Source organism: Chryseobacterium formosum (assembly GCF_026460885.1).
In the GTDB taxonomy this organism is placed as follows: Bacteria; Bacteroidota; Bacteroidia; order Flavobacteriales; family Weeksellaceae; genus Chryseobacterium; species Chryseobacterium formosus.
The window spans coordinates 1-23,015 of sequence record NZ_JAOVZW010000030.1; the positions used below are offsets into that span (position 1 = coordinate 1).

Below are 23,015 nucleotides of genomic sequence, written 5' to 3' on the forward strand. Positions count from 1 at the left end.
ACCGCTTATAGGAACTGAACCAAATAAACCATTAACAGGAGATTTCAAATTAAACTATGTTAACTTTAAAACAGGCTCAGATGGATATGAGGGAAACATGAGTTTTGACCCAAGTCGTTTTGAAATAACTTATGCTACTCCTCGCAGTAGCAATGTAGCGATGATTAATAGTGACGCTGTTCAATTACGTAGTAGTGGTACAGCAGGTAATGGTAATTTTTCAGAACTATATATGCGAGAAAGTTTATTTAGGATTAGAACAGATGGGGTTTCCCCACGAGGACTAACAGGTTATGACGATTACACAGCTAATATTGAAGCTTTAGATTATGTTCAGAAAAAATATGTTGATACTAATTTAGCAAATGAAACGTTAGCTACTATTATTAATAGAGGAAATTATTCTCCTAAATCAATTGGTATAGGTGGTCAGACTGATCCAATCTATTTTAGCAATGATTCTAATACATTTAATATTGGAATAACAGAGACTGATTATTTAAACAAATCAGGAGTAACAGGATCTGTAAATATGGCTATAGGGTATAGTACACTCAAAAATATAACATCAGGTTCGTATAACTTAGCAATAGGACCGTTTTCGGGTAGAGATATAACCACAGGTTATGGTAATACTTTGTATGGCCAGGGAACAGGTTCTGTTATTACATCTGGTTCATATAATACAGCTATAGGATATAATGCGGGAACTAAGATAACAACACCACAATGGAATACTTTTGTTGGTTATGGCAATAATGAGGCAACAACAACAGGTTTTAAAAACACTTCTTTAGGTACTTATGCTAATGCTTCAGGAGCAGGTAATTTGAATACAGTGATTGGTTATAAAGCTGCTAATACGAAACCTATTGGTGATAGGAATATTATTATTGGTGCTTCAGCTGCTCAAGGTGCAACTGGTTCTAATAATATTTTAATTGGTATTGGAGCTGGTCAGTCAGATGGTGCTATTTCCAATAAATTGATTATACATTCAAACCATACATTGACGGGTTATTCGAATACAGCAGAAGGAAATTTTGGAAGTTTTCAGCAAAGTACTCTATCAAGAGCTTTAATAACCGGCGATTTTGTAGAGCGATGGGCAAGAATTAATGGCTATTTTGTGGTTGGAAACCCGGCTTCGGAAAATAATAATATTATTATTAATCCATCAACAGGGATTACTGCGGCTCTATTTTATACTCCTTCAACGGATAATTCTTTTGTTCAAAAAAAATATGTTGATGAAAAAACTGAATTTATAAAATATAATTCTTCAAATGAAAGTCTAACATCTTATACAAAAAGAAGATTAAATGCTTTGGAAGGAGAGTCAGCTTATATGCATATTTTAGGACAGTTTAATATATCTGCTAATTCTTTTACGACTTTAATTTTTACGAGTAATAATGTTGCAGTAGGAATTAAAAAAATTATTGGAAAAACTAATACAGGAGATTATGTTGATTTGATTGTTGAAAGTATTGCTGATGGGACTACAAGAATTATTAATCCGTCAGATAATGATTATACTGACTTGGTAATTAATTCTTATTTATTAGGAGAAGCAACAAATAGGGCTGAATGAAAATATTTAATATGAATAGTTTCTGAGGTTCATCAGTCTTTAAAAACTCAATCTTGTAATTTTTCAAAAGTAAACAACAACTCCATAAAAGCAGGAAATTAATTCTTTAACGAGTAGAAATTTCACTAAGAAAAAGAGTTTCTTAAACTACTGCTGAGGTAGTTTCGGTAAGACTTCCCAATATCATTTACGTTAATTAATAGGTGTAAGAAATAAACATCTAGAAATGATTGGTGCCAGATAACATCAAAAAAATATAAAAACTAAAAACCAATGAAACCAGAACAAATACAAAATTTATTTACTCATTTAGAAGATGTTATTACATGGCGTATCAACAATCCTTCAGAAAATTTTGATGAAGCACCTGAACTTAAAACTAATGACCATGAAGGCTTTCAGTTAGGCGATTATATTTCAGAGAAAAACCTTACTCATCAGGAAGTTATTATTCTGTTAATGGCTTTACTGCCGCGCTTAGATCCGTCATTACTGAAACGTATTTATTTAGAGTTTCCAAATAGTTCGCTGTTTGATTTTTGTGCTCTTAATGATAATGGCAGACTATTTTATCCAACAATTCAGTTGGTTCAATACATTTTAGGAGGAGATAATATTTCAGAACGATTGAAAGCATTAGATTATTTCGGCTCAGATTCGGTTTTGATCAAAGAGGAACTTATTGCCTTTTCAAGCTCGGCTCAAGATCATACACCAATGAACAGCCAAATTAGTGTTCATCAGGAAGCTTTTAATACAATCATTTTCGGAGCAGAGTTATTACCGAAAATGAGTAATGATTTTCCTGCAGAACAAATACAGACAAGTCGATCATGGACTGATTTGATACTTCCACAAACGACTTTAGATGAGCTTCAAAGTATTGAAGCATGGTATAACAGTGGAAAAATTCTTATGGAAGATTGGGGAATGCGGAAAAAGCTTAAACCTGGTTTCCGGGTATTGTTTTACGGAGATCCGGGAACCGGAAAAACTCTTGCGGCAAGCCTTTTAGGGAAATATACCAAACGTCCTGTTTTTAGAGTTGATGTTTCTATGTTGGTCTCAAAATACATTGGAGAAACGGAAAAACAGTTGGCTAAATTATTTGACAAAGCCGAAAATAAAAACTGGATTTTATTTTTTGACGAAGCAGATGCTATTTTCGGAAAACGAACCTCTGTAAAAGATGCTCATGATAAATATGCCAATCAGGAAGTTTCTTATTTGTTACAGCGAATAGAAACGTTTTCAGGGCTTATTATTTTGGCTTCCAATTTTAAAAATAATATGGATAAAGCTTTTACACGCCGTTTTCATAGCTGCATTAAGTTTAATAATCCGAAGCATGAAGAGCGTTTGCGTATTTGGCAACAAAATTTACCCAAACAATTACAGCTTGACGATATTGATTTAGACCAAATTGCTCAACAATACGAGTTAACCGGCTCTAATATTATGAACGTAATTCAAGATGTGAGTTTGAAAACAATTGCCTTAAAACATCCGGATTACAAAGTAAGTTTAGACATATTCTTAGAAAGTATTAAAAAAGAATATGTAAAAGAAGATAAAATATTCACATAAAAATTTGAATTCCCATTAGCTTTTTCTAAGGGGTTGATACTTCAGGAAAAGCTTCGGAATTTGCCCAATTTTAAAAATAAAACTAATGAAAATGAAAATTCTAATACTGATATCAGTTATCAGTGTTGCTTTTGGCTGCAGAAGTAAACAAAAAATCATAAACGATTACAAAGAAAAAACCAGAGAAGCAGAAAATATAAAAGTTGATTCTTTGAGTCAAAAAAGTTCCAAATTTATTCAAAATGAAACAGCTGATGTAATATTTCTAGAGAAGAAGAATGAAATATCAAGCGATGTATCGATTAAAGGAAAATCTGATCTGTCAAATCCTTTTCTGTTCCATAATGTGGTGGGAATTGATACTATTCAAAGTATTTCTATTATGGGAAATGCAGAATATATTATCAACAACCGTTTTACAAAGACTGACAATAACAAAACAGAGATTAGAAAAGAAGATTTTACACATATTATTCAGGATTTGTCTCAGAACAATGTTTCAAAAGAAAACATTACAAAAGTTGATTCTGTAATTTCCACGGAAACAAAAGAAATCAAAGCAAAAGGTCTTCAAGCCGGAACGTGGATTGTAGTTACAATCATTGTCATCTTTTTACTATTCATCTTTTTCGTCTATAAATATTTTAAGAAATGAAAACATCACAAAAAGGAATCAATTTAATTTTATCATTTGAAGGTTTTAGCTCTAAGCCTTATCTGGATTCTGCAGGAATTCCGACAATTGGTTACGGAAATACGTATTATCCAGGACGCAAAAAGGTAACCTTAAAAGATCCAGCGATCAGTAAAGAAAAAGGAGTTGAATTATTTTCATCTGTGTTACCAACTTATGAAAAAATAGTTAAAAACAAAATTAAAATCAATCTTACGCAAAATCAATTTGATGCTTTAGTATCACATACTTACAATACAGGAGGATCTGATACTTTATTTTCTTTAATCAATAAAAAAGCAAATCCTGAAATCATAAAAGATTGGTTTACTTCAAGATATATTACTGCAGGCGGAAAAGTTTTGAATGGATTAATCAGACGCAGAAAAGCTGAAGCTGATTTGTTTTTTCTGAAATAATTAATTCACATTTTATCAGATAAAAAAGATTAATATCCGTTAAAAAGTTACCTCGATTCAACTTTTTCTAAGTTATCAATTTTTACCTTTTTTCTTGATTTTTACTACAGATGTTGAGGTTAAAACATTTATAGAAATAAAAGAGTATGAATGTCCGTAAATTATAATAAATTAGTTTTTAACGACTTGTTTGTCATTCCGTATAAATCCGAATATGCTGAGAATAAAGCTGTTTAGATTCCTACTGAATGACAAAATAACTGTTGATTTAAGCTTTATAATCAAAACGGATATTCACAAAAAGAGTTTATAAAACACAATTACCATATTTCAGAAAGATGAAGCCACTGCAACTACAGAATAGCGAGGTTAAAAAACTTTCATAAGTGCTAAAGAAAGATGAAATTTGAAATTAATATAATGGGAGAGTGATAAATCACATAATCGCTCAAAATAAAGACTCTATTTAAGGTAATAAGCTTATAAATCATAAGTCTTTTTCTAAAATCAACTTTTTTATCATCAACACAATTTTCTCACTCCAAATTTGGAAGTGAGCGGTTTCATCATTTTATCAAAACTAATTTTCAAAAACAAATGAATACACCATTAGATACAATTTTCAGTTGGTTTGAAACTGGAGATTTTCCGACAGAAACGCAGTTTAAAGAAACGTTTTCATCTTTTTATCATAAAGATTACCCAATTCCTATAGAAAATATTCAAGGACTCGAGGAAATAGTCAGTTCAGAAGCATTTCAAGCGCATTTAAAAGACTCAAAGGCCCACTCTAAATATCTGGCTTTATTGAATGCAAGTAACCTAACCTCAACTGATATTAATAGCTGGAAAAGTAAACTTGGAATCAGTAACGTTGCTACAATCGACAGTTCTGATCAGTTGGGGAATGTGTACACTAAATTACAAGCAGACGGTTTTGTTAATGTATTGAAAGATGCAGATAAAGATTTAGCACAAGAAATAGGAAAGATTAAAGAGATACTATTATCCAATGATCTGTCTTTGGATGAACTTCAGGAAATAGTCGATTTCATCAAAAAAAGTCGTGAGGATATTGAAACTCTAAAAGCTATTTCGGGCGAAACAAGTGAAGATAAAGTAAAGCTTTTATTTGACTATGATTTGCTAAACAGTCCGAAAAACCAACAGGAATTTAATCAACAAATCTATGATAAAGTTTTACTGATTCCACAAACACCAACAAGTGCAATAGTTCAAATCACAGAAAGTACAGTTTTTCCTAATACTCTTGAAACCGAAAATGTAATCATTCAGGCCCGAGATAGTGTTACAGGTAAAAAAATAAACGTAGACGATTATGCAACCAACCAAATTATAGAGATTAACATGGTAGGCAATATCGATAACCCAATTAACATTCTCATTTTAAAAGTTAAACCATAAAAATAAAAAAAACTATGAACAACAACGCAGTAATAAGTAATAACGCAAATCAGGATAATTTTTTCGGACAGCTACAACGTACCCGATTTCAACAGTTTACAGAATCATTTCCTGATACGAGCTTAGCTCCCGCAGGTTGGATAATTGATTATAAAGGTGAGTTGCACCAATGGAACGGAACTAAATGGATTAATTTGGCCTCAAATTATGTACATCCTGATTATCCGCTAACTAATAATCCATTTCAGACAGATCAAACAAGTGGGCTTTTATTGCTAAGTCAGATCTTGACAAACAGTTCGGGGCACGTTATTAAAGTCGCAGGAAGAAATCTTACCAATGTAGATATTGTGTCTATTTTCCTGAATGATGCCATTCATTCTAATACCTTTACATGGTCATCTGATAAGATTCGAACATATATTGAAAACTTAATAGGGCAAAGCCTTACAGGAGCATTAATTTATCAGCCGGGAGGTTATATTCCTTCTGCGACTAAAGGTTCAATGACTGCTCCTTCACCAATTACGTCAGCTACCATTAAAACAGGTATGGTTTGGGTGATTACCGCAAATGGTTGGGTTGGAAATGAACCCGTTTCTGTTGGAGATCACCTTATTGCCAATACCGATAATGCTTCAAATACAACTACGAATTATCAGATTATAGAAAAAGGTATTCCTGATATTGTAGATGCTACAGATTCGGTGAAAGGATTGATTCAAATCGCAACAGATGTTGAAGCTATTACTGGAACCGATGCTGTTAAAGCAATGACTCCAAGATCTACGAAAGCTGTTTTGGATGCAAAAATTAAATCTAAAACATGGCAAATCGGGGATGGCTCTTCCGTTACTTTTCCAATTTCTCATGGTTGGAATACTATGAATGTAGATTATACCTGTTATCGTAATGCCGATAATAGAAAAATAAATCTAAGCTGTTTACCGACATCTGCAAATGATGTACAAATAGATGTTTTAATACCTCTTACTCCGAACGAATATAGAATTACTTTAACCGCAAGACTAGATTAATGATCGCACCTGAATATTTTAACAATCACATCGCCGTAGAAGGCGAAATTGTTGTGAAAAGAGTTCCAAACGATACAGGTTCTGTGTTGGTTTGGAACTCTACAACAAAAAAAATATCAACCAGAACTGTAAGCGAAATTATTGCTGATTTGTCTTTGATGACAATAAACACTAACCAAGCTGTTCATGGTTTAAAAACTTTTATATCAGATGGTAGTAATAATTGGACTTATAATTCATTAAGAGTTAGCGGAGTTAATGGTTATGCGGCAGGTATTGCATTTAATAGTTATGGCGGTGAATCCGGTCAATTAAGATTTGCACTTGATGGTACTTTTGAATTTCAAAATTCAGAAGGTAATTTATACAGAAATATAAAAGCAAACGCTTTCGTAAAATATGGAGCAACTGGTAACAACTTATTAAAAGATGATGGAAGTACAATAGCAGTTCAATCCTTAGGAACTACACATACGCATGATTACTTATATCATAATGGAGGAAATACTGCTGTTGATATACATTCAGTATATGAAGATTCAAAGTTCAAATATTCTGAAAATCATGTTCCGAGTTCTCCAAATATGTTCCCATCGACTGTAAATGCAAATGCAATAATATCTATAGGAAAACATCCGGGAGGATATGGTCAGTTAATAGGTTTTAACGATATAGGAGAAGTATATTCAAAAAATGTTTATGCAGGAAATTGGGGAAACTGGAGACAATTTGTTTTTAAAGATCAAATAGAAAATTTTGTTCCTTACACTGGAGCAACTCAAAATTTCGACGTAAATAGTAAGAATATAAGTAATGTAAATAGATTTATTACCAACGGAAGTATAAAGCATAACGGTTTAGGTCTTTCTTTGGTTAATATTTCAGGAAGCGGAGGATACAATTCAGTTCTGATTAGAACGGGATTGACTTCTGGAAATATGGGAACTTTTACTGTTAAATTATATACCTATGCTCATGCATATTATGAGTTTAATGTAAATAATTACAAATATGCTGATAGTAACTATCTAACAAATATTACCTGGAAAGCTGGAAATTCTGAAGACATAATAAGAATAGAGTTTTTAAAAGATTCTAATAATATTCTATATGTAAATATAGTAATGTACTTGGCTTATCCTAGATTAGCCGTCACCGATCTTATGGCATATGGTTGGGACGATGTGCCATTCGATTCGTTTAATTGGGGCGCTGAATTTGATGGTAATACAAGTTCTTTAATTAATGAGGGACAAGCTTTGCCAGTTGATTTTAGACGAGATACTTTCCTGACTTCCAGTATCCCAAACTTACTTGCAGAAAAAGTAAATAAGTCGGGCGATACAATGACAGGAGGTTTAACTGCACCCCATGTTATATTATCTGGTGGTTCATTATTGGCTTCCAATTTTACAGGTTCTCAAATTTTATCAGGACAAGGCAATACTTTATATTTAGGCAATACTTCATTACAAAATATTCAAATTGAATCAGGTGAATTAACACATTGGAAAAATGGTGTTGGTGCAGGTACTATTTGGACTTCACATAATTTTACACCAAGTAACTATATACCTTCATCCGAAAAAGGTCAAGCCAATGGTGTTGCTACATTAGACAATGGAGGTAAAGTTCCTGAATCACAATTACCTAGTTATGTAGATGATGTTTTAGAGTTTAGTAGTTTATCAAGCTTCCCTACTGTTGGGGAAACAGGTAAAATATATGTATCAACAGATACAAATCACACGTATCGATGGAGTGGTTCAACATATATCCAAATTGCATCAGGAGCTGTTCAATCAGTAAATGGGCAAACCGGTATTGTTAATTTAACAAGAACTGATGTTGGCTTAGGAAATGTAGATAATACAGCGGATGCAATAAAGAATGTAGCGACAGCAGGAAGTTTAAGAAATGTAAATATTTCTCTTGCTGAATTAAATTCGTTGACATTAGAACCAGGAATTTATAACGCAGAGGGATTTAATCCAGGACAAGGACTTACTGCCGATTATCATTATATTATCCAATTAGGTTCGTACACGGCTGGAGGATATAGAGCGCAAATAGCTATTCCTTACAGTAGTGGTACAAATGATTCAATGTATATAAGAACTGCTGTTGCTGGTAATTGGGGTTCATGGGAAAGAATTGCTAAAAACAGTGATATTACTGCTGCAATCAATGCGCTTAATCTCAGTAACTATGCTACGATTTCTCAACTAAATGAAAAAGTTTCAAAGTCAGGCGATACAATGACGGGTATGATTAATTTCGCCAATAATGTTGGTGGAATTATGGGTAACATTGGTGATAATGATTATTGGAGGGTTTATGGTAATACGGCTGGTTCAAACCAAGGTTATTTAGAAATTGCAACAGGTGATGATGGTAATGAACCAATTTACGTTCGCCAATATAGTGGTGTTTTTGCAAACATTGTAAGAACCGCAACAATTCTTGATGAATCAGGAAATACAAATTTCCCGAATACTGTTTATAGTGGTAATGGTAATTCATCAGAATGGCAATCAGCATATATTTGGGGTAATCATAAAGCAATCGGAAATAATCAATGGCTTGGCTCTGATTATGTAGGTGGCGGTAATGAAAAACCAAACTCGTCATATTTTGGAGCAGGTAAATTAAAGCTTCAAATGCTTAATGGTGGTAATGTTAATTCAGGATTAGGTTGGTCTGATGTACTTTGGTTATCTTCTTATGTAGGTTCAGATGTTAAAGGTTCTACTGCTTTATGGTCTGATAAAAGTAATAATAGAATTGGATTTACTAAACAAGATTATGATGCTACAGATTGGGGTTCTTACTATGAGTTTTGGACAAGTGCTAATTTACCCAATCCAGCAACTCAATCAGATCTGTCAAATTATGTTCCATATAATGGCTCTAGTCAAAATATTGACATTAATCAAAAAAAATTAGGTAATGCTTCATTAGTACAATCTCAAACATTTAATTGGAGCGGTACTACCACAACACCTATGGGGAAAGTGACTTCTGAATCATCTTTTTATAATATAGGTAATTGGGGTTCAGGAGTTGAATTTGGTTATGGAATTTCAACAAATCAAGGAGGTGGTTTAGATATCATGGCTAATCAAGGAGGTCAGTCAATTAGATTCTGGGCAGGAAATGATAACGATAATCCATTTTATGTAGCAAGGTTTTACAAAGATATATCTTCATTCTATTCATCATTATCAATTGATAATGGGAAAGAAATTAGATTAAAAGGTTCAAATGATATAGCCCATAGTGTTAAAAATTTTTCTGATGATTATGATGGTTTTGCAGTATCTAGTGGATTTGCAGTTAAAAATTATTCAACACTTGAAAATTTATTTCATGTAACAGGGGTAGGTTTTGGAAAATTTGCTCAAAATGTTGAAGCTGGTGGATTCTTAAAAACGGGCTCATCTAATGATTATGTTTTATTAGGGCAGGGAGATCATAGACATATAAATAACTTTTATCAAAATTATAATGGTACAGTTGCTAATCAATCTGAATTAATTCCTAATGGTAATCAATGGGTATCATTGGGTAATTCCGGAAATGACTTTGACGGGGATTTATCTAATAAGACTATTGAAGGAACTTTTGCTAATTTTAACGCTTATGATTCAAATAGTAAGAATTTAGGGTTTACTTTATTTGCTCGTACATCTACTGGACAAGGTATTTACTATAAAACTTGGTACGGCGGTGGTCAACAAGAGTGGCGAAGACTCATTGACTCTAAAGATATTCAAAGTTATGCTACCGTAAACCAGTTGAATGGAAAAGTAAACTCATTTGAAAATGCTTATGCATTAGGATTTAGTTCTGGATTATCAACAGGCGCACCATATATATATCATCAAACAGATGGTTATGTATTTTTAGCTACACAATCATTTATAGCACAAAATTATGCTTTAAGAGCTGGTTCTAATGCAACAGATACTTGGGTTAATTCATCTAATGGATTGCAAAGTAACCCTACGATTATGGGGAAAATGGGTAACTCAGGAGGTCAAAGTAATCTAGCCGATGCCACCTGGGGGCAAGTAGCAGGTTACATTAATACATCTGGAGTTAGTCAAGGAAATCCTACAGATGATTGGTATTATAGAATTAAGATGCTTCATAATAATGGAGCCGGATATAATGGAGAGATAGCAGTTCAAATGACTGGAGGGAATTCTCTACAGTATAGAAGAATGGAAAATGGAGTCGATAGTGGATGGATAAAAACTTGGGATGAAAAAAACTTTAATCCTTTAAATTATGCAACACAAACTGATTTATTAAACTATGTATCAATATATACACCTCAAACTATTATTGCACAAAAAGTATTTACTGGCGGAACTGGTAATAATTATTACGAAGCTGCACTTGAGGTAAGAGGAAATGGTTCTACTGTAATACCAGGTATTTCTTTCCATCAGCCAGGCTTAGTTGCTTCTCAAATTCGAATGGATGCAAGTGGGCAGATATGTATAATTGATAATCCTGGAAGTTCATATGAAAACTTTAGAGCTAAAGTTATAACAGGAGAATCATTCACATCTACAATTCACGGTAATTCTTCGCAGTGGTATGATGCATATGTAAATAATCATAAGAACTACAATAATAATCAATACTTAGGTTCTGACTATATAGGTGGATTCGAAAAACCAAATTCAGAATATTTTGGAGGAGGTAAAGTTAAACTACAGATGTTGCATGGTGCAAATGTTGGAGCACCTGATATTTGGAATGATGCTCTTTGGATATCTTCATATACAGGGGCAGATGTTAAAAAATCAACAGCTATAATATCTTCAAAATATAGTAATGAGATTGGTTTTGTTAAAGCAGATTTTGATTCATCAAAATGGGAAAAATATATTAAATTTTGGACAAGCGATAATCTTAATCCAAATGACTTCGCCACACAAGCATGGGTAAACACGAATTTCATCCCTAAATCACATCCGGTATATAATATTACTCAGGCAAATATTAATTCATGGAATGCGGCAGCAGGAGGAAGTTCTCATACGCATTCTAACTTAAACCTCTTAAATAACATTAACCAATGGTTAGGAGTAGGACAATCACCAAGTTTTACTAATGTAAATTTAATGAACAACATAGGTTATGGTCATTTAGTGTTTGGCGAAGATAATATTGGGGGTGAGATAGGTATAGTAGATTTAAGCAATGATAGATTTTATGCTGGTAGAATAAATGAATATCTCAAATATGGTTCATCAGTAAATGATTTTGAAGGTTTAAATATTCATTTTGATGCAAAATTGCTTTCCATAGGTAAAGAAGTAACCAATGATGAAGACAAAGTTCAGTTAGCAGGAAATATTTCTGTTGATACAACGAACGTTTATGGGGATGATATGCAATTGATTTTGAATCCTTTGTATAACACAGACGGAAACGTGAGAAATTCAAGAAATGCACATATTTATATTGTAACTAGAGGAACCGTTATACTGCCTAGTAAACCAATATTAGGACAAAGAATTGAGATTTTTAATTACAGTAAGGCTGATATAGAAGTAATGCATGATAACGTCGGTACAATGTTTATCCTTCAAGGTTTTCAAAAAATAACAGGTATAGTCGGAGGTAAAGGTTTTATATTTGACGAAAAACCAGTATATGCTAAACAATATGATATTTAATTTAAAAAACCGTTAAATATAAAAGTTTAAAAACATATTTCTAAAATATTTTATAGGAGCTGTATTTATATCTAAGCCTATAAACTGCTTGGAGGCAAGTGTTTATAAAGTTAAATGGCACCAACTATCTTAAGTTGTTGCCATTTTTTCTTTTTACCGTTATCTGAAGAAATCTCGAAACATTTCTATGCTTTGCTGAATGTTTTTATATATAACTAAATAATGTGAACGTTTTAAAAAAAATATAGATAAAAAAATAGCTTCAAGTATGGTATTTGTGTGCATAAAAAAAGAGATAACTATCAAGTAGTTATCTCCTAAAGTACCCAGGACCGGGATCGAACCGGTACTCCTAAGAACTGGTGTTTGAGACCAGCGCGTCTACCAATTCCGCCACCTGGGCAAGTGTTATTGTGCTGTAAATCGGTGTGCAAATATAGAAACTTTTTCTATTATTCAAAAACTTTTTATCAACTTTTCTTTAAAAATTTATTTCTAAACCATCGTAAGCAAGGTGGATTCCGAGTGGAAGTTGTTTATCTTCAACGTCATGCAAACCAAAATGATGACTGATATGAGTCAAAAATAATTTCTTAGGTTTTAGTTCTTCAAACAGTTTTATAATATCCGGCAACACAAAATGGGAAGGATGGGGATCAAATTTGCGAATGCAGTTTAAAATTAAGACATCCAAACCATGAAGTTTTTCTTTTTCCGAATCAGAAATGAAATTAGCATCGGTTATATAAGCAAGATTTTTAAACTTATATCCCAAAACAGAAATTTCATAATGAATAACTTCAATCGGAGTGATTTCAGTATCTAAAACAGTGAAAATTTTATTATCAATTTCGTGCAAATCGAAAGCCGGCGCTCCGGGATATCTTACATCTGCGAAAGCGTAAGGAAAACGGTTTTTGACTTCGTTTCCAACTCTTGATAGGCAATAAATGGACATGTTTTCACCACTTTTAAAAATCAAAGGGCGCATATCATCCAAACCAATCACATGATCGTTATGTTCATGGGTGAGAAGAGTAATGTCTACATGACTTTCTTTGTTGAGAAGCATTTGTTGCCTGAAATCTGGTCCACAATCGATAAGGATTTTTCGGTTTTCATCGGTGGTGACCATTGCTGAAGCCCTGAAACGGCTGTCTTTTGGATTTTGTGAAGTACACACCTCACAAGTGCAGCCAATTACCGGTACACCCTGTGAAGTTCCTGTTCCTAAAAATTTCAACTTCATTTTGTTTTGAGGTTGTTTTAATTTTGGTAAATTTACAAAAATTTAATGTCCTAATGTATCAGAAATTAACTCCTAAACAAAAAGCATTAACAATTAATCTAGATCCTACCATTTACGGTACTTTCGCAGAGATTGGAGCAGGACAGGAAACTGTTCGACATTTTTTTAGAGCAGGAGGAGCTTCCGGTACAATTGCTAAGGCAATGTCGGCTTACGACAAAGATTTTAGTGATGCCATCTACGGAAAAGAAGTAAAAAACAGGTATGTTACCCAAAACAGACTTCGCAAAATGCTTCGTTATGAAGTGTCACTTATTGAAGAAAGAATTTCAAGAGACAACAATCCCGGGAGAAAGTATTTTTCTTACGCAAATACGGTAACCACAATCAATTTTGATAAAACGGTAAAAGGTCACGGTTGGGTAGGAATTCGTTTTCAGGTGAATGAAAATGAAGATTATAATGAAATTGTAATCCACGTTAAATTCAAAGAAAATGATGCTACTTTACAGCAGGAAACCCTTGGGAATCTTGGTGTAAATCTTATTTTCGGAGCTTATCATTATTACGATAACCCACGAAGATTAATCGAGTCTCTTTACGATGATATTGCAATAGACAGTCTTGAGATTGATATGATTGATTTTAACGGGCCGGCTTTTGCTTACGTTGATAACCGATTAATGTCTTTACAACTCGTGAAAAATAATATGACCGATGCTGTAATTTTTAATTCTCAAGGGAACAATATGCTTCCTGCAGATATTTTATATAAGAAAAATATTTTTGCGGTAAGAGGTAGTTTCAGGCCGGTTACAAAGGTTAATATTGATATGCTTAAAAGCGGAATCGATATGTTTCTAAAAGATGCAATCTGTACTCAGGAAGAAACAGAGATTTTAATCGAAATTACCATTTCAAACCTTCGTGCAGACGGAGATATTGATGAAAGAGATTTCCTTGATAGAGTAGACGTTCTTGGTAAATTAGGATATACAGTTATCATTTCAAACTTCTCAGAATATTACAGATTAATAGATTATTTCTCACATTATACAAACGGTGATATTGGCGTTACAATGGGAGTAAACAACATGTTGATGGTATTTGACGAGAAATATTATAAAGATCTTTCAGGTGGAATTTTGGAAGCATTTGGTAAGTTTTTCAGAAACGGAATGAGGGTTTACCTTTATCCTTACAAAGACCCTGAAACTCATGAGTTATTAGATTCTTCAAACTTAAAAGTAGAAGAGAATTTGAAAGATTTATACAAATATTTCAAGTTGAATAATCGTATTGTAGATATTAAAAATTACAATCCTGAGTTTTTGGAGATTTATTCAAGAGAAATTTTAAGAAAAATTGCCTGTAACATGAGTGGTTGGGAAAATCAGGTTCCGGAAGGAGTTGCAGAAATGATAAAAGAAAGAGCGATGTTCGGTTTTAAAAACGAGCTGTCTCTAAAACAATTTTCATAAAAAATTATTATAATGTCTGAATTAAAAAAAAGACTTTCATTTATTTTAGAAAGTCCAAAACATAATACTGAGGAGAAACTTGAGAAAGTTTGCCATTTGTTGGATCAGGAAATTTCTTATTTCAACTGGACTGGTTTTTATTTCAAAAACGGAGATAAAGATGAGTTAAAATTAGGCCCTTATGTTGGAGCAGAAACCGATCACATCATTATTCCTTACGGTAAAGGAATTTGCGGGCAGGTTGCTGTTTCAAACCAAACGTTCATTGTTCCTGATGTGCATTTGCAGGATAATTATTTGAGCTGTTCAATCGATACAAAGGCGGAAATTGTAGTTCCTATCTTCAAAAACGGAGAAAATATTGGGCAAATCGATATTGATTCTCATACTATCGATCCTTTTACAAAAGAAGATTTAGAATTGCTGGAATGGCTTTGTAATGAAGTTTCAAAGATTTTGTAATCTTATTTAAATTAAAATATAAACTCCGATTTTCGTCGGAGTTTTTTTGTTTGAAATTTTAGCAAATATAATTAACCGCAAAGTTTGCCATTCCGCAGGAATCTCAACAGCTTAGAAAAAGTGCAAACATTTAGATTCCTACGGAATGACAAAGTGTATGTTTAATTAATTATTAAATTCAACAATAAGTTCTTTAAAATAATTTTCACACTTCGCAATATGCGTTCCATACCAGGAAAAAGCTTCTCCGTCAACAATCATTATTTTTTTGTCAGGATAAACAGTTTTTAACTCTTCAATATGTTTTTCTTTAAATGGAAAAGGTTCAGAAGAAAGCATGATAACATCAGCTTCCTTTAAATCTTCAGTTTGAATTTCCGGATAACGGGTTCGATTTTTAAAAATATTTTCAAAACCAATTTCAGTTAAAATATGATGAATAAATGTATCTGAACCAACCGTCATATAAGGATTATTCCAAATCAGATAAGCGACTTTTATTTTAGAATTAATTTTAGTCTGATTGAGAACTTCGTAGATTTTAAGATTGAAAAGTTGCGCTTTTTCTTCTTTATGAAAGAGTAATCCTAAGTTTTTTAATAAATAATAATTGTCTTCAACTGTTTCGGTATTATAAACATTCACTTTGAAATCTTTCATTAAAATTTCAACCTGTTCTTTTACGTTTTCTTCTTTGTTAGCTAAAATTAAATCAGGTTTTAAGCTTTTAATCTTCTCAATATTAAGATTTTTTGTACCGCCGATAATTTCTACGTTTTTTACCTTCTCTGAAGGATGAATACAGAATTTTGTTCTGCCAATAACTTCATTTTCCGTTAAACCTAAATCAAATAAAGCTTCTGTAATAGAAGGTACTAAAGAAATAACTCGCATAAAATTTTAGACTTTGCCTAAAATTACAAAAGTTTTCCGGTTAAAAACATTGCTGCAATCGTAAAATAAATAATTAATCCGGTAACATCCACCAAAGTTGCAACAAATGGAGCCGAAGAAGTTGCGGGATCGAGATTGAATTTTTTAAGAATAAAGGGAACCATAGAACCGGAAATTGTTCCCCAAAGTACAATCATTGCCAAAGAAATTCCTGCACTGATTCCTATGAAAAACCAGTAATCACCATAATCGAACCAACCGAGCTTATGCCAAATCATAATTCTGAAAAACCCAATGACGCCTAAGAAAGTTCCTAAAATTAAACCTGTCACCAATTCTTTTTTCATCACAGTCCACCAGTCTTTTACAGTGATTTCCTGTAAAGCCATTGCACGAATAATCAAAGTTGCAGCCTGCGAACCAGAATTTCCTCCACTTGAAATTATTAAAGGAATAAATAATGCTAAAACTACCGCCTTTTCGATTTCATTTTCATAAAAACCCATGACGGATGCTGTAATCAGCTGTAAAAAGAAAAGAACAATCAGCCAAAGTCCGCGCTTTTTAATCATTTCAAACCAGTGGGTTTGAATATACGGATCATCAAGGGCTTCAACACCCCCGAATTTCTGAATATCTTCGGTGTTTTGTGATTCAATTTGATCTAAAATATCGTCGATCGTTACAATTCCAACCAAAACCCCGGCTTCTGTAATAATAGGAAGTGCAGTTCGGTCGTATTTTTCGAAATACGTAACGGCGTCTTCTTTAGAGGTTGTTGTTTTAATAGCAACGAATTGATTATCTGTAAGTTCAGAAACCAAAGTATCTTCTTCTACTAACAATAAACTTCCCAAAGCCAAATCATCAATCAAATGATTTCTTTCATCAACAACGTAAAGATGGTTTATGGTTTCTACCTTTTTCCCGACTTTTTTAATCTGTTGAAGACATCTTTTTACGGTCCATTCTTTACGGATTTGAATGTAATAAGGCGTCATCAAACGGGCGATAGAATCAGAATTATAACCTAAAAGTTTCAGGGCAATTCTTCGTTCCTGCGGATTTAAATGGTTGATAGAATATTTAATCAATTCATCCGGAAAATCTTCAAACAGAGCCGTTCTGTCATCGGGAGTCATTGCATTCAGGATTTCTGAAACGTCATCACTTCCAATACTTCGAATGGTTTCTTCTTGAAAATCAGGATCTAAATGTGAAAAAACATCAGCTTTATATTCTTTCGGAACTTTCAGAAAAGCCAACAGTCTTTCATCAGCGTGAAGTTCGCTAAGTCTTTCGGCAATATCGGCGGGATTAAAGGTAAGTTCGTCTGTAGAATTCAAAACATGAAATTTTTGATATGCAAAAATAGCCCAAATTTTTTAGAATTGGAGACCGATGTACTAAATTTAAGGTTTATTTAAAGTTTAAAAACCAGCTTCTACAGAAGGTTTAATTTTCCTTAACTCTTTCAAAATATTTTTCATGGCGCCGTTTGTTCCAATTTTTATGGAGTTTGCAGCAGAACCTAAAAGTCGCATATTTTTACGGTAAGTATCATAATCTGATGAGGTAATAAGATTTCCTTCAGAATCAAAAAGTTTCATACTTATGACAACCTGATTAGAGAAAACATATTTTCCCAATCCTACTTTGAAATATTTTACTTTTGGAACAATAGCGAAATCTGCATCATTGTTTTTGCAGTATTCAATAATGGTTTTAGAATCAATGCTGTCGAAAGAAACCTGAATTTCAGATCTCAACATTTTATTTTTTCGAAAGGCACTAATGTTATCCGAAACTGCGCTAAAGAAAGCATGATTAGTAGGTTCTTTTATTTCTTCAATATCGGGTTCTACTTCAGGGTTGAAGTACAGGATTTTCTTTATATTATCATGACCAATGCTTTTCTGTGCTTTTACAGAAGAAATACTGATGATAAATACAGAAGAAATAAACGTGTAAAATAAAAAATTTTTCATCTTTTTGTCGGCTGTAAAATTACTGTCTTTTAATGGGATGGCATAATTTTATTAAGATTTTTTTAACATATTTTTCTATCAAAATTAATATATGGAATCAATAATGTTTCCAAAGTTGAAAATCTTAATGATATTTTAATTTAAATATTGAAAAATCAACGACTTGAAAATAAAATTATTTAAAAGATTTAATGTAATTCTAAAATGTTTTTTGCTGAATTAAAAAATAGTCGTACTTTTGCACCCGTTACATAATAATCATTAAACAATATTGGAATGTACTTAACAACAGAAAAAAAAGCAGAAATTTTCGCAAAGCACGGTAAATCTGCACAAGACACAGGAACAGCTGAAGGACAAGTAGCTCTTTTCACGTTCAGAATTAACCACTTATCTCAGCACTTGAAAGCTAATCGTCATGATTTCAATACTGAAAGATCTTTGGTGAAATTAGTAGGTAAGAGAAAAAGTTTATTGGATTATCTTAAGAAAAAAGATATTACAAGATACAGAGCGATTATCGCTGAACTAGGATTAAGAAAATAATCTATCCGGTTTCCAGAATAAAGAAGCAACTTCGAAAGAGGTTGCTTTTTTTGTCTGAAATACGGTCAAAATTTTAAAACTTAGCATAAGAATTTAACAAATCTTTAAAGAAATCATTTAAATTTGTCTCTTTTAAATTAATCCACTGATTTGAAACACTTTTATTTATTTTTATTTCTGCTGATTTCAGGTTTTTACAGTTCTCAGGAATTGGATAGTATTCCAAGATCAAATCTTCAGGCTTCAGTAGGTTTGCAGTTTGGAAAGTTTTTAGGAACTAATGATTATCTTAAAACACTTAAGCATAGAGAATTTATCGGCGCTTCTGCAGAACTTGCCGTACAAACCGATGGAAGTCAGGAGTGGCACAAAAGATTTGGAAGACCTTATTATGGAGGAGGAATTGTAGCCTATGATTTCTTGAAAAACAGTGATATGGGAAGGCCTTTCGCTGTTTACGGAACTTTTGGTGGAGTAATCAAAGAAACACCAACTCACTCCTGGAGTTACAATACAAGCGGTGGTTTTGCTTTCAATTGGACGCCTTTTGATCAGGAAAAAGGGTATCTTAATCAAACTTTCGGATCTTCAGTGAGTGTTTATATTAATTTTGGAGCCAATTATAAATATTATCTTTCCAAACATTTAGATTTAGGATTGGGTTTAAATTTTACTCATTTTTCAAATGGTGCCTTGAAACTTCCAAATAAGGGAATGAATATATTCAATTCACAGCTTTCTCTCACATATCATTTTGATGAAAGACAATTTGCTCCGAAAGATACTTTGTCGGTATTTGACAAATATTCTACTTTGGATGTGAATGTTTTTGGAGGCGTAAGACATTCTATTTTTTATGGAAAAGATGAAGGATTTACTTATGATGATGTTGATTTGATTGATAAATTTAAAGGAAGATATTATCAGAATTGGGGTTTGGAAACGGTTTATCACAGACAAATTACCTATAAATCTTCACTTGGATTAGGATTGGGTGTAATGTATGACGAAGATTACAACCATAAATTTTATCAGGATGAAAACGGTAAAATTCAGACAACAAAAAGATTTCAAAATGATCAACTTTTGCTGAATATTTTTCCATCTTACCGACTCTCAATTTCAAAATTTGCCATTCAGGTTCAGCCTGGTTTTTATTTATTTAAAAAGACAATCGACAAGCGTTATGATAAAACTATTTTTTATCAGAGAGTTGGTTTCCAATACACAATCGGGAAAAATCTGTTGATCGGAATTGGTCTTCGTTCATTCATTTTCCATAAAGCTGATTATATAGAATGGAGGCTCGGTTACAGAATTTTTAATAAGAAAAATTTATAATTTAATTTAAATATAACGGAGATGTTTTGCTTAAATAAGTTTAACCGTTCTATGTAAAACAAAAACACTAAATTTGCACGATAATTTAGACGAAATATAATTAATTAAAGCACTCAATACGGAGTGCGACACAAAACAATTTATGAGTGTACCTCAAGCAATTACAGAGATGATTACTCTTGCAGACGGCAGAGAAATCACATTAGAAACAGGGAAACTGGCAAAACAAGCCGACGGATCTGTAGTAGTAAAAATGGGCGGAACAATGCTTTTAGCAACTGTTGTAGCCAGTAAAGAAGCTAGAGATGGTGTAGATTTCTTACCATTGACAGTAGATTACAGAGAAAAATTCTATGCAGGTGGTAAAATCCCTGGAAACTTCTTTAGAAGAGAAGCTAGACCATCTGATCAGGAAATCCTGACAATGCGTTTGGTAGATAGAGTTTTGAGACCTTTATTCCCGGAAGATTTCCATGCGGAGGTTCAGGTAATGATTTCATTGATTTCTTACGATGGACAGTCTATTCCAGATGATTTAGCAGGTCTTGCAGCATCTGCAGCGATTGCAATTACTGATATTCCTTTCAACGGACCGATGTCTGAAGTAAGAGTAGTAAGAATCAACGGTGAACTTTCTATCAACCCGAAATTAGAAGATCTTAAAATTGCTGACCTGGACATTATGGTTGGAGCAACGAAAGATTCTATCGTAATGGTAGAAGGTGAAATGAAAGAAATCTCTGAAGCAGAAATGCTTGAAGCGATTCAATTTGCTCACGTTGAAATCAAAAAACAAGTTGAAGCTCAGGAAAGATTAGCTGAAAAAGTAGGTAAATCATTCCCAAAAAGAGAATACAGCCACGAAAATCACGACGAAGCAATTCGTGAGAAAGTGTGGAAAGAAACTTACGATAAAGTATATGAAGTAGCGAAAACTCCTTCAGGAAAAGAAGAAAGAGGTGAGAAATTCAAAGCTGTTTTGGCTGAATTTTTAGCTCAATATGTAGAGCATCCTGAAGAATTGGAGAGAGTAACTCCTTTTGCAAAAGTATATTACCACGATGTGGAAAAAGAAGCGATGCGTCAGATGATTATCAATGATAAAATCCGTCTTGATGGTCGTGATCCTGAAACAATTCGTCCAATCTGGAGCGAAATTGATTATTTACCTGGAGCTCACGGTTCAGCAATCTTTACAAGAGGTGAAACTCAATCTTTGACAGCTGTAACTTTAGGTTCAGTGAAAGATGCAAATATGGTGGACAGTGTGATGGCTAATTATGACGAAAGATTCTTCCTTCATTATAACTTCCCTCCATTCTCAACCGGTGAAGCTCGTCCTTTAAGAGGAACTTCAAGAAGAGAAGTTGGTCACGGAAACTTAGCTCAAAGAGCTTTGGCAAACATGATCCCGGAAGAAAATCCTTATACAATCCGTATCGTTTCTGATATTTTAGAATCAAACGGTTCGTCTTCTATGGCGACAGTTTGTGCAGGTACATTGGCTTTGATGGATGCAGGTATCCAAATTACAAAACCAGTTTCTGGTATTGCAATGGGATTGGTAACTGACGTTAAAACAGGAAAATTCACTGTACTTTCTGATATCTTAGGAGACGAAGATCACTTAGGTGATATGGACTTTAAAGTAACAGGAACTGCAGACGGAATCACTGCTTGTCAGATGGATATTAAGATCCAAGGATTATCTATGGATATTATGGAGAAAGCGCTTCTACAAGCTAGAAACGGAAGATTACATATTCTTGATAAATTGAATGAAACTATTTCTGCTCCAAGAGAAGATGTGAAACCTCATGCTCCGAAAATGGTGATGATGGAAATCTCTAAAGATTTTATCGGTGCTGTAATCGGACCTGGTGGAAAAATCATTCAGCAAATGCAGAAAGATACTGATACTGTTATCGCAATTGAAGAAGTTGGTGAAATCGGTAGAATTGAAATTTCTGGTGTTAGCAGAGAGAAAATCAACGAGGCGATTGCAAGAATCAACGAAATTACTTTTGTACCTGTTATTGGTGAAGTTTACCAAGGTAGAGTAGTGAAAGTAATGGATTTCGGAGCTTTTGTAGCGATTGCAAAAGGTACTGAAGGACTTCTTCATATCTCTGAAATCGAATGGGCTCGTCTTGATAAAGTTCCTTACAAAGAAGGTGACGAAGTTGAGGTGAAATTTATGGGTTATGATGACCGTAAGAAAATGAAACTTTCAAGAAAAGTTTTATTGCCAAGACCACCAAGACCTGAGCAAAAACCAAGAGAAGAAGGACAGGGAAGACCAGAAGGACAAAACAGATCGGATAGACCAACAAGACCGGAAGGTCAAGGAAGACCAGACAGACCGGCAAGACCTGAAGGAAATGTAAATCCTGAAGGGCAAGATCAGCCTGGAGAACATAAGCCTTTGAACGAAGCTTAAGATTTTTAAAATCATATAGATATAAAACCACCGAATTTCCGGTGGTTTTGTTTTATGTCATTGCGAGAAACGAAGTGACGAAGCAATCTCAATTTGATAAAATAGTTTTATATATGATTTATTGTTCTACACAGATATTTCTCCTCCTGGGCATTAAGGAATTTTGGATAATTTTTTTTAGAC

At 33.3% G+C, this 23,015-nt stretch carries 15 protein-coding genes, 1 tRNA gene and 1 pseudogene; 12 read left to right on the forward strand and 5 right to left on the reverse strand.

The window, feature by feature from the left end; all coding sequences use genetic code 11:
- From OF897_RS19750 to OF897_RS19780, 7 genes and pseudogenes are all read left to right on the forward strand, one after another.
- Nucleotides 1–1,594, forward strand: a pseudogene (locus tag OF897_RS19750) (hypothetical protein); the annotation flags it as partial.
- Nucleotides 1,595–1,867: 273 nt separating this feature from the next.
- Nucleotides 1,868–3,181, forward strand: coding sequence for an ATP-binding protein (locus OF897_RS19755; protein ID WP_267267386.1), 1,314 nt, complete (start codon nucleotides 1,868–1,870; stop codon nucleotides 3,179–3,181).
- A gap of 91 nt (nucleotides 3,182–3,272) precedes the next feature.
- Nucleotides 3,273–3,836 carry a hypothetical protein gene (locus OF897_RS19760; RefSeq protein ID WP_267267387.1) on the forward strand — a complete coding sequence of 188 codons (564 nt, stop codon included), beginning with the start codon at nucleotides 3,273–3,275 and terminating at the stop codon, nucleotides 3,834–3,836.
- Nucleotides 3,833–4,273 (forward strand): lysozyme, encoded by a 441-nt coding sequence (locus OF897_RS19765; RefSeq protein ID WP_267267388.1) that lies wholly within the window; start codon nucleotides 3,833–3,835, stop codon nucleotides 4,271–4,273. The genes OF897_RS19760 and OF897_RS19765 overlap by 4 nt, the downstream gene beginning before the upstream one ends.
- Nucleotides 4,274–4,870: 597 nt before the next feature.
- On the forward strand, nucleotides 4,871–5,698 hold the full coding sequence (locus OF897_RS19770; protein ID WP_267267389.1) for a hypothetical protein: 828 nt from the start codon (nucleotides 4,871–4,873) through the stop codon (nucleotides 5,696–5,698).
- Nucleotides 5,699–5,712: 14 nt separating this feature from the next.
- The gene (locus OF897_RS19775; RefSeq protein ID WP_267267390.1) at nucleotides 5,713–6,735 is read left to right on the forward strand and encodes a hypothetical protein; all 1,023 of its coding nucleotides are present in this window, start codon (nucleotides 5,713–5,715) and stop codon (nucleotides 6,733–6,735) included.
- Between the two features lie 53 nt (nucleotides 6,736–6,788).
- The gene (locus OF897_RS19780) at nucleotides 6,789–12,431 is read left to right on the forward strand and encodes a pyocin knob domain-containing protein (protein WP_267267391.1); all 5,643 of its coding nucleotides are present in this window, start codon (nucleotides 6,789–6,791) and stop codon (nucleotides 12,429–12,431) included.
- A 323-nt stretch (nucleotides 12,432–12,754) separates the two neighbouring features.
- Here the strand turns inward: OF897_RS19780 and OF897_RS19785 are convergent.
- Nucleotides 12,755–12,834: transfer RNA gene (locus OF897_RS19785), tRNA-Leu, on the reverse strand.
- A gap of 78 nt (nucleotides 12,835–12,912) precedes the next feature.
- Nucleotides 12,913–13,680 (reverse strand): MBL fold metallo-hydrolase, encoded by a 768-nt coding sequence (locus OF897_RS19790; protein ID WP_267267392.1) that lies wholly within the window; start codon nucleotides 13,678–13,680, stop codon nucleotides 12,913–12,915.
- Between the two features lie 53 nt (nucleotides 13,681–13,733).
- Here OF897_RS19790 and OF897_RS19795 point away from each other — a divergent pair, with 53 nt between their 5' ends.
- Together OF897_RS19795 and OF897_RS19800 are read left to right on the forward strand one after the other, a co-directional pair.
- A complete protein-coding gene (locus tag OF897_RS19795) occupies nucleotides 13,734–15,161 on the forward strand; it encodes a TonB-dependent receptor (RefSeq protein WP_267267393.1) in 1,428 nt (475 codons plus the stop codon).
- A gap of 12 nt (nucleotides 15,162–15,173) precedes the next feature.
- A complete protein-coding gene (locus tag OF897_RS19800) occupies nucleotides 15,174–15,623 on the forward strand; it encodes a GAF domain-containing protein (protein WP_267267394.1) in 450 nt (149 codons plus the stop codon).
- A gap of 165 nt (nucleotides 15,624–15,788) precedes the next feature.
- Here OF897_RS19800 and OF897_RS19805 read toward each other — a convergent pair whose 3' ends face one another.
- From OF897_RS19805 to OF897_RS19815, 3 genes are all read right to left on the reverse strand, one after another.
- Complete coding sequence (locus OF897_RS19805; RefSeq protein ID WP_267267395.1) at nucleotides 15,789–16,517, reverse strand: ABC transporter substrate-binding protein; 729 nt, start codon at nucleotides 16,515–16,517, stop codon at nucleotides 15,789–15,791.
- A 23-nt stretch (nucleotides 16,518–16,540) separates the two neighbouring features.
- A complete protein-coding gene (gene mgtE / locus OF897_RS19810) occupies nucleotides 16,541–17,863 on the reverse strand; it encodes a magnesium transporter (protein ID WP_267267396.1) in 1,323 nt (440 codons plus the stop codon).
- An 84-nt stretch (nucleotides 17,864–17,947) separates the two neighbouring features.
- A complete protein-coding gene (locus OF897_RS19815) occupies nucleotides 17,948–18,505 on the reverse strand; it encodes a pyruvate decarboxylase (RefSeq protein ID WP_267267397.1) in 558 nt (185 codons plus the stop codon).
- A 276-nt stretch (nucleotides 18,506–18,781) separates the two neighbouring features.
- Between OF897_RS19815 and rpsO the strand changes: the two genes are divergently transcribed.
- The 3 genes from rpsO to OF897_RS19830 all read left to right on the forward strand — a co-directional run bounded on the left by rpsO (nucleotide 18,782) and on the right by OF897_RS19830 (nucleotide 22,832).
- Nucleotides 18,782–19,051 (forward strand): 30S ribosomal protein S15, encoded by a 270-nt coding sequence (rpsO, locus tag OF897_RS19820; RefSeq protein WP_027386233.1) that lies wholly within the window; start codon nucleotides 18,782–18,784, stop codon nucleotides 19,049–19,051.
- Between the two features lie 150 nt (nucleotides 19,052–19,201).
- Nucleotides 19,202–20,392, forward strand: coding sequence for an acyloxyacyl hydrolase (locus OF897_RS19825; RefSeq protein WP_267267398.1), 1,191 nt, complete (start codon nucleotides 19,202–19,204; stop codon nucleotides 20,390–20,392).
- A 142-nt stretch (nucleotides 20,393–20,534) separates the two neighbouring features.
- On the forward strand, nucleotides 20,535–22,832 hold the full coding sequence (locus OF897_RS19830) for a polyribonucleotide nucleotidyltransferase (RefSeq protein ID WP_267267399.1): 2,298 nt from the start codon (nucleotides 20,535–20,537) through the stop codon (nucleotides 22,830–22,832).
- The last annotated feature ends 183 nt before the right edge of the window (nucleotides 22,833–23,015 follow it).

What these genes read in the sequence shown, in the direction of transcription:
- OF897_RS19755 (WP_267267386.1), top strand. Translation starts at nt 1,868, where the DNA reads ATGAAACCAGAACAAATACAAAATTTATTTACTCATTTAGAAGATGTT.
- OF897_RS19760 (WP_267267387.1), top strand. Translation starts at nt 3,273, where the DNA reads ATGAAAATTCTAATACTGATATCAGTTATCAGTGTTGCTTTTGGCTGC.
- OF897_RS19765 (WP_267267388.1), top strand. Translation starts at nt 3,833, where the DNA reads ATGAAAACATCACAAAAAGGAATCAATTTAATTTTATCATTTGAAGGT.
- OF897_RS19770 (WP_267267389.1), top strand. Translation starts at nt 4,871, where the DNA reads ATGAATACACCATTAGATACAATTTTCAGTTGGTTTGAAACTGGAGAT.
- OF897_RS19775 (WP_267267390.1), top strand. Translation starts at nt 5,713, where the DNA reads ATGAACAACAACGCAGTAATAAGTAATAACGCAAATCAGGATAATTTT.
- OF897_RS19790 (WP_267267392.1), bottom strand. Translation starts at nt 13,680, where the DNA reads ATGAAGTTGAAATTTTTAGGAACAGGAACTTCACAGGGTGTACCGGTA.
- OF897_RS19795 (WP_267267393.1), top strand. Translation starts at nt 13,734, where the DNA reads ATGTATCAGAAATTAACTCCTAAACAAAAAGCATTAACAATTAATCTA.
- OF897_RS19800 (WP_267267394.1), top strand. Translation starts at nt 15,174, where the DNA reads ATGTCTGAATTAAAAAAAAGACTTTCATTTATTTTAGAAAGTCCAAAA.
- OF897_RS19805 (WP_267267395.1), bottom strand. Translation starts at nt 16,517, where the DNA reads ATGCGAGTTATTTCTTTAGTACCTTCTATTACAGAAGCTTTATTTGAT.
- OF897_RS19815 (WP_267267397.1), bottom strand. Translation starts at nt 18,505, where the DNA reads ATGAAAAATTTTTTATTTTACACGTTTATTTCTTCTGTATTTATCATC.
- rpsO (WP_027386233.1), top strand. Translation starts at nt 18,782, where the DNA reads ATGTACTTAACAACAGAAAAAAAAGCAGAAATTTTCGCAAAGCACGGT.
- OF897_RS19830 (WP_267267399.1), top strand. Translation starts at nt 20,535, where the DNA reads ATGAGTGTACCTCAAGCAATTACAGAGATGATTACTCTTGCAGACGGC.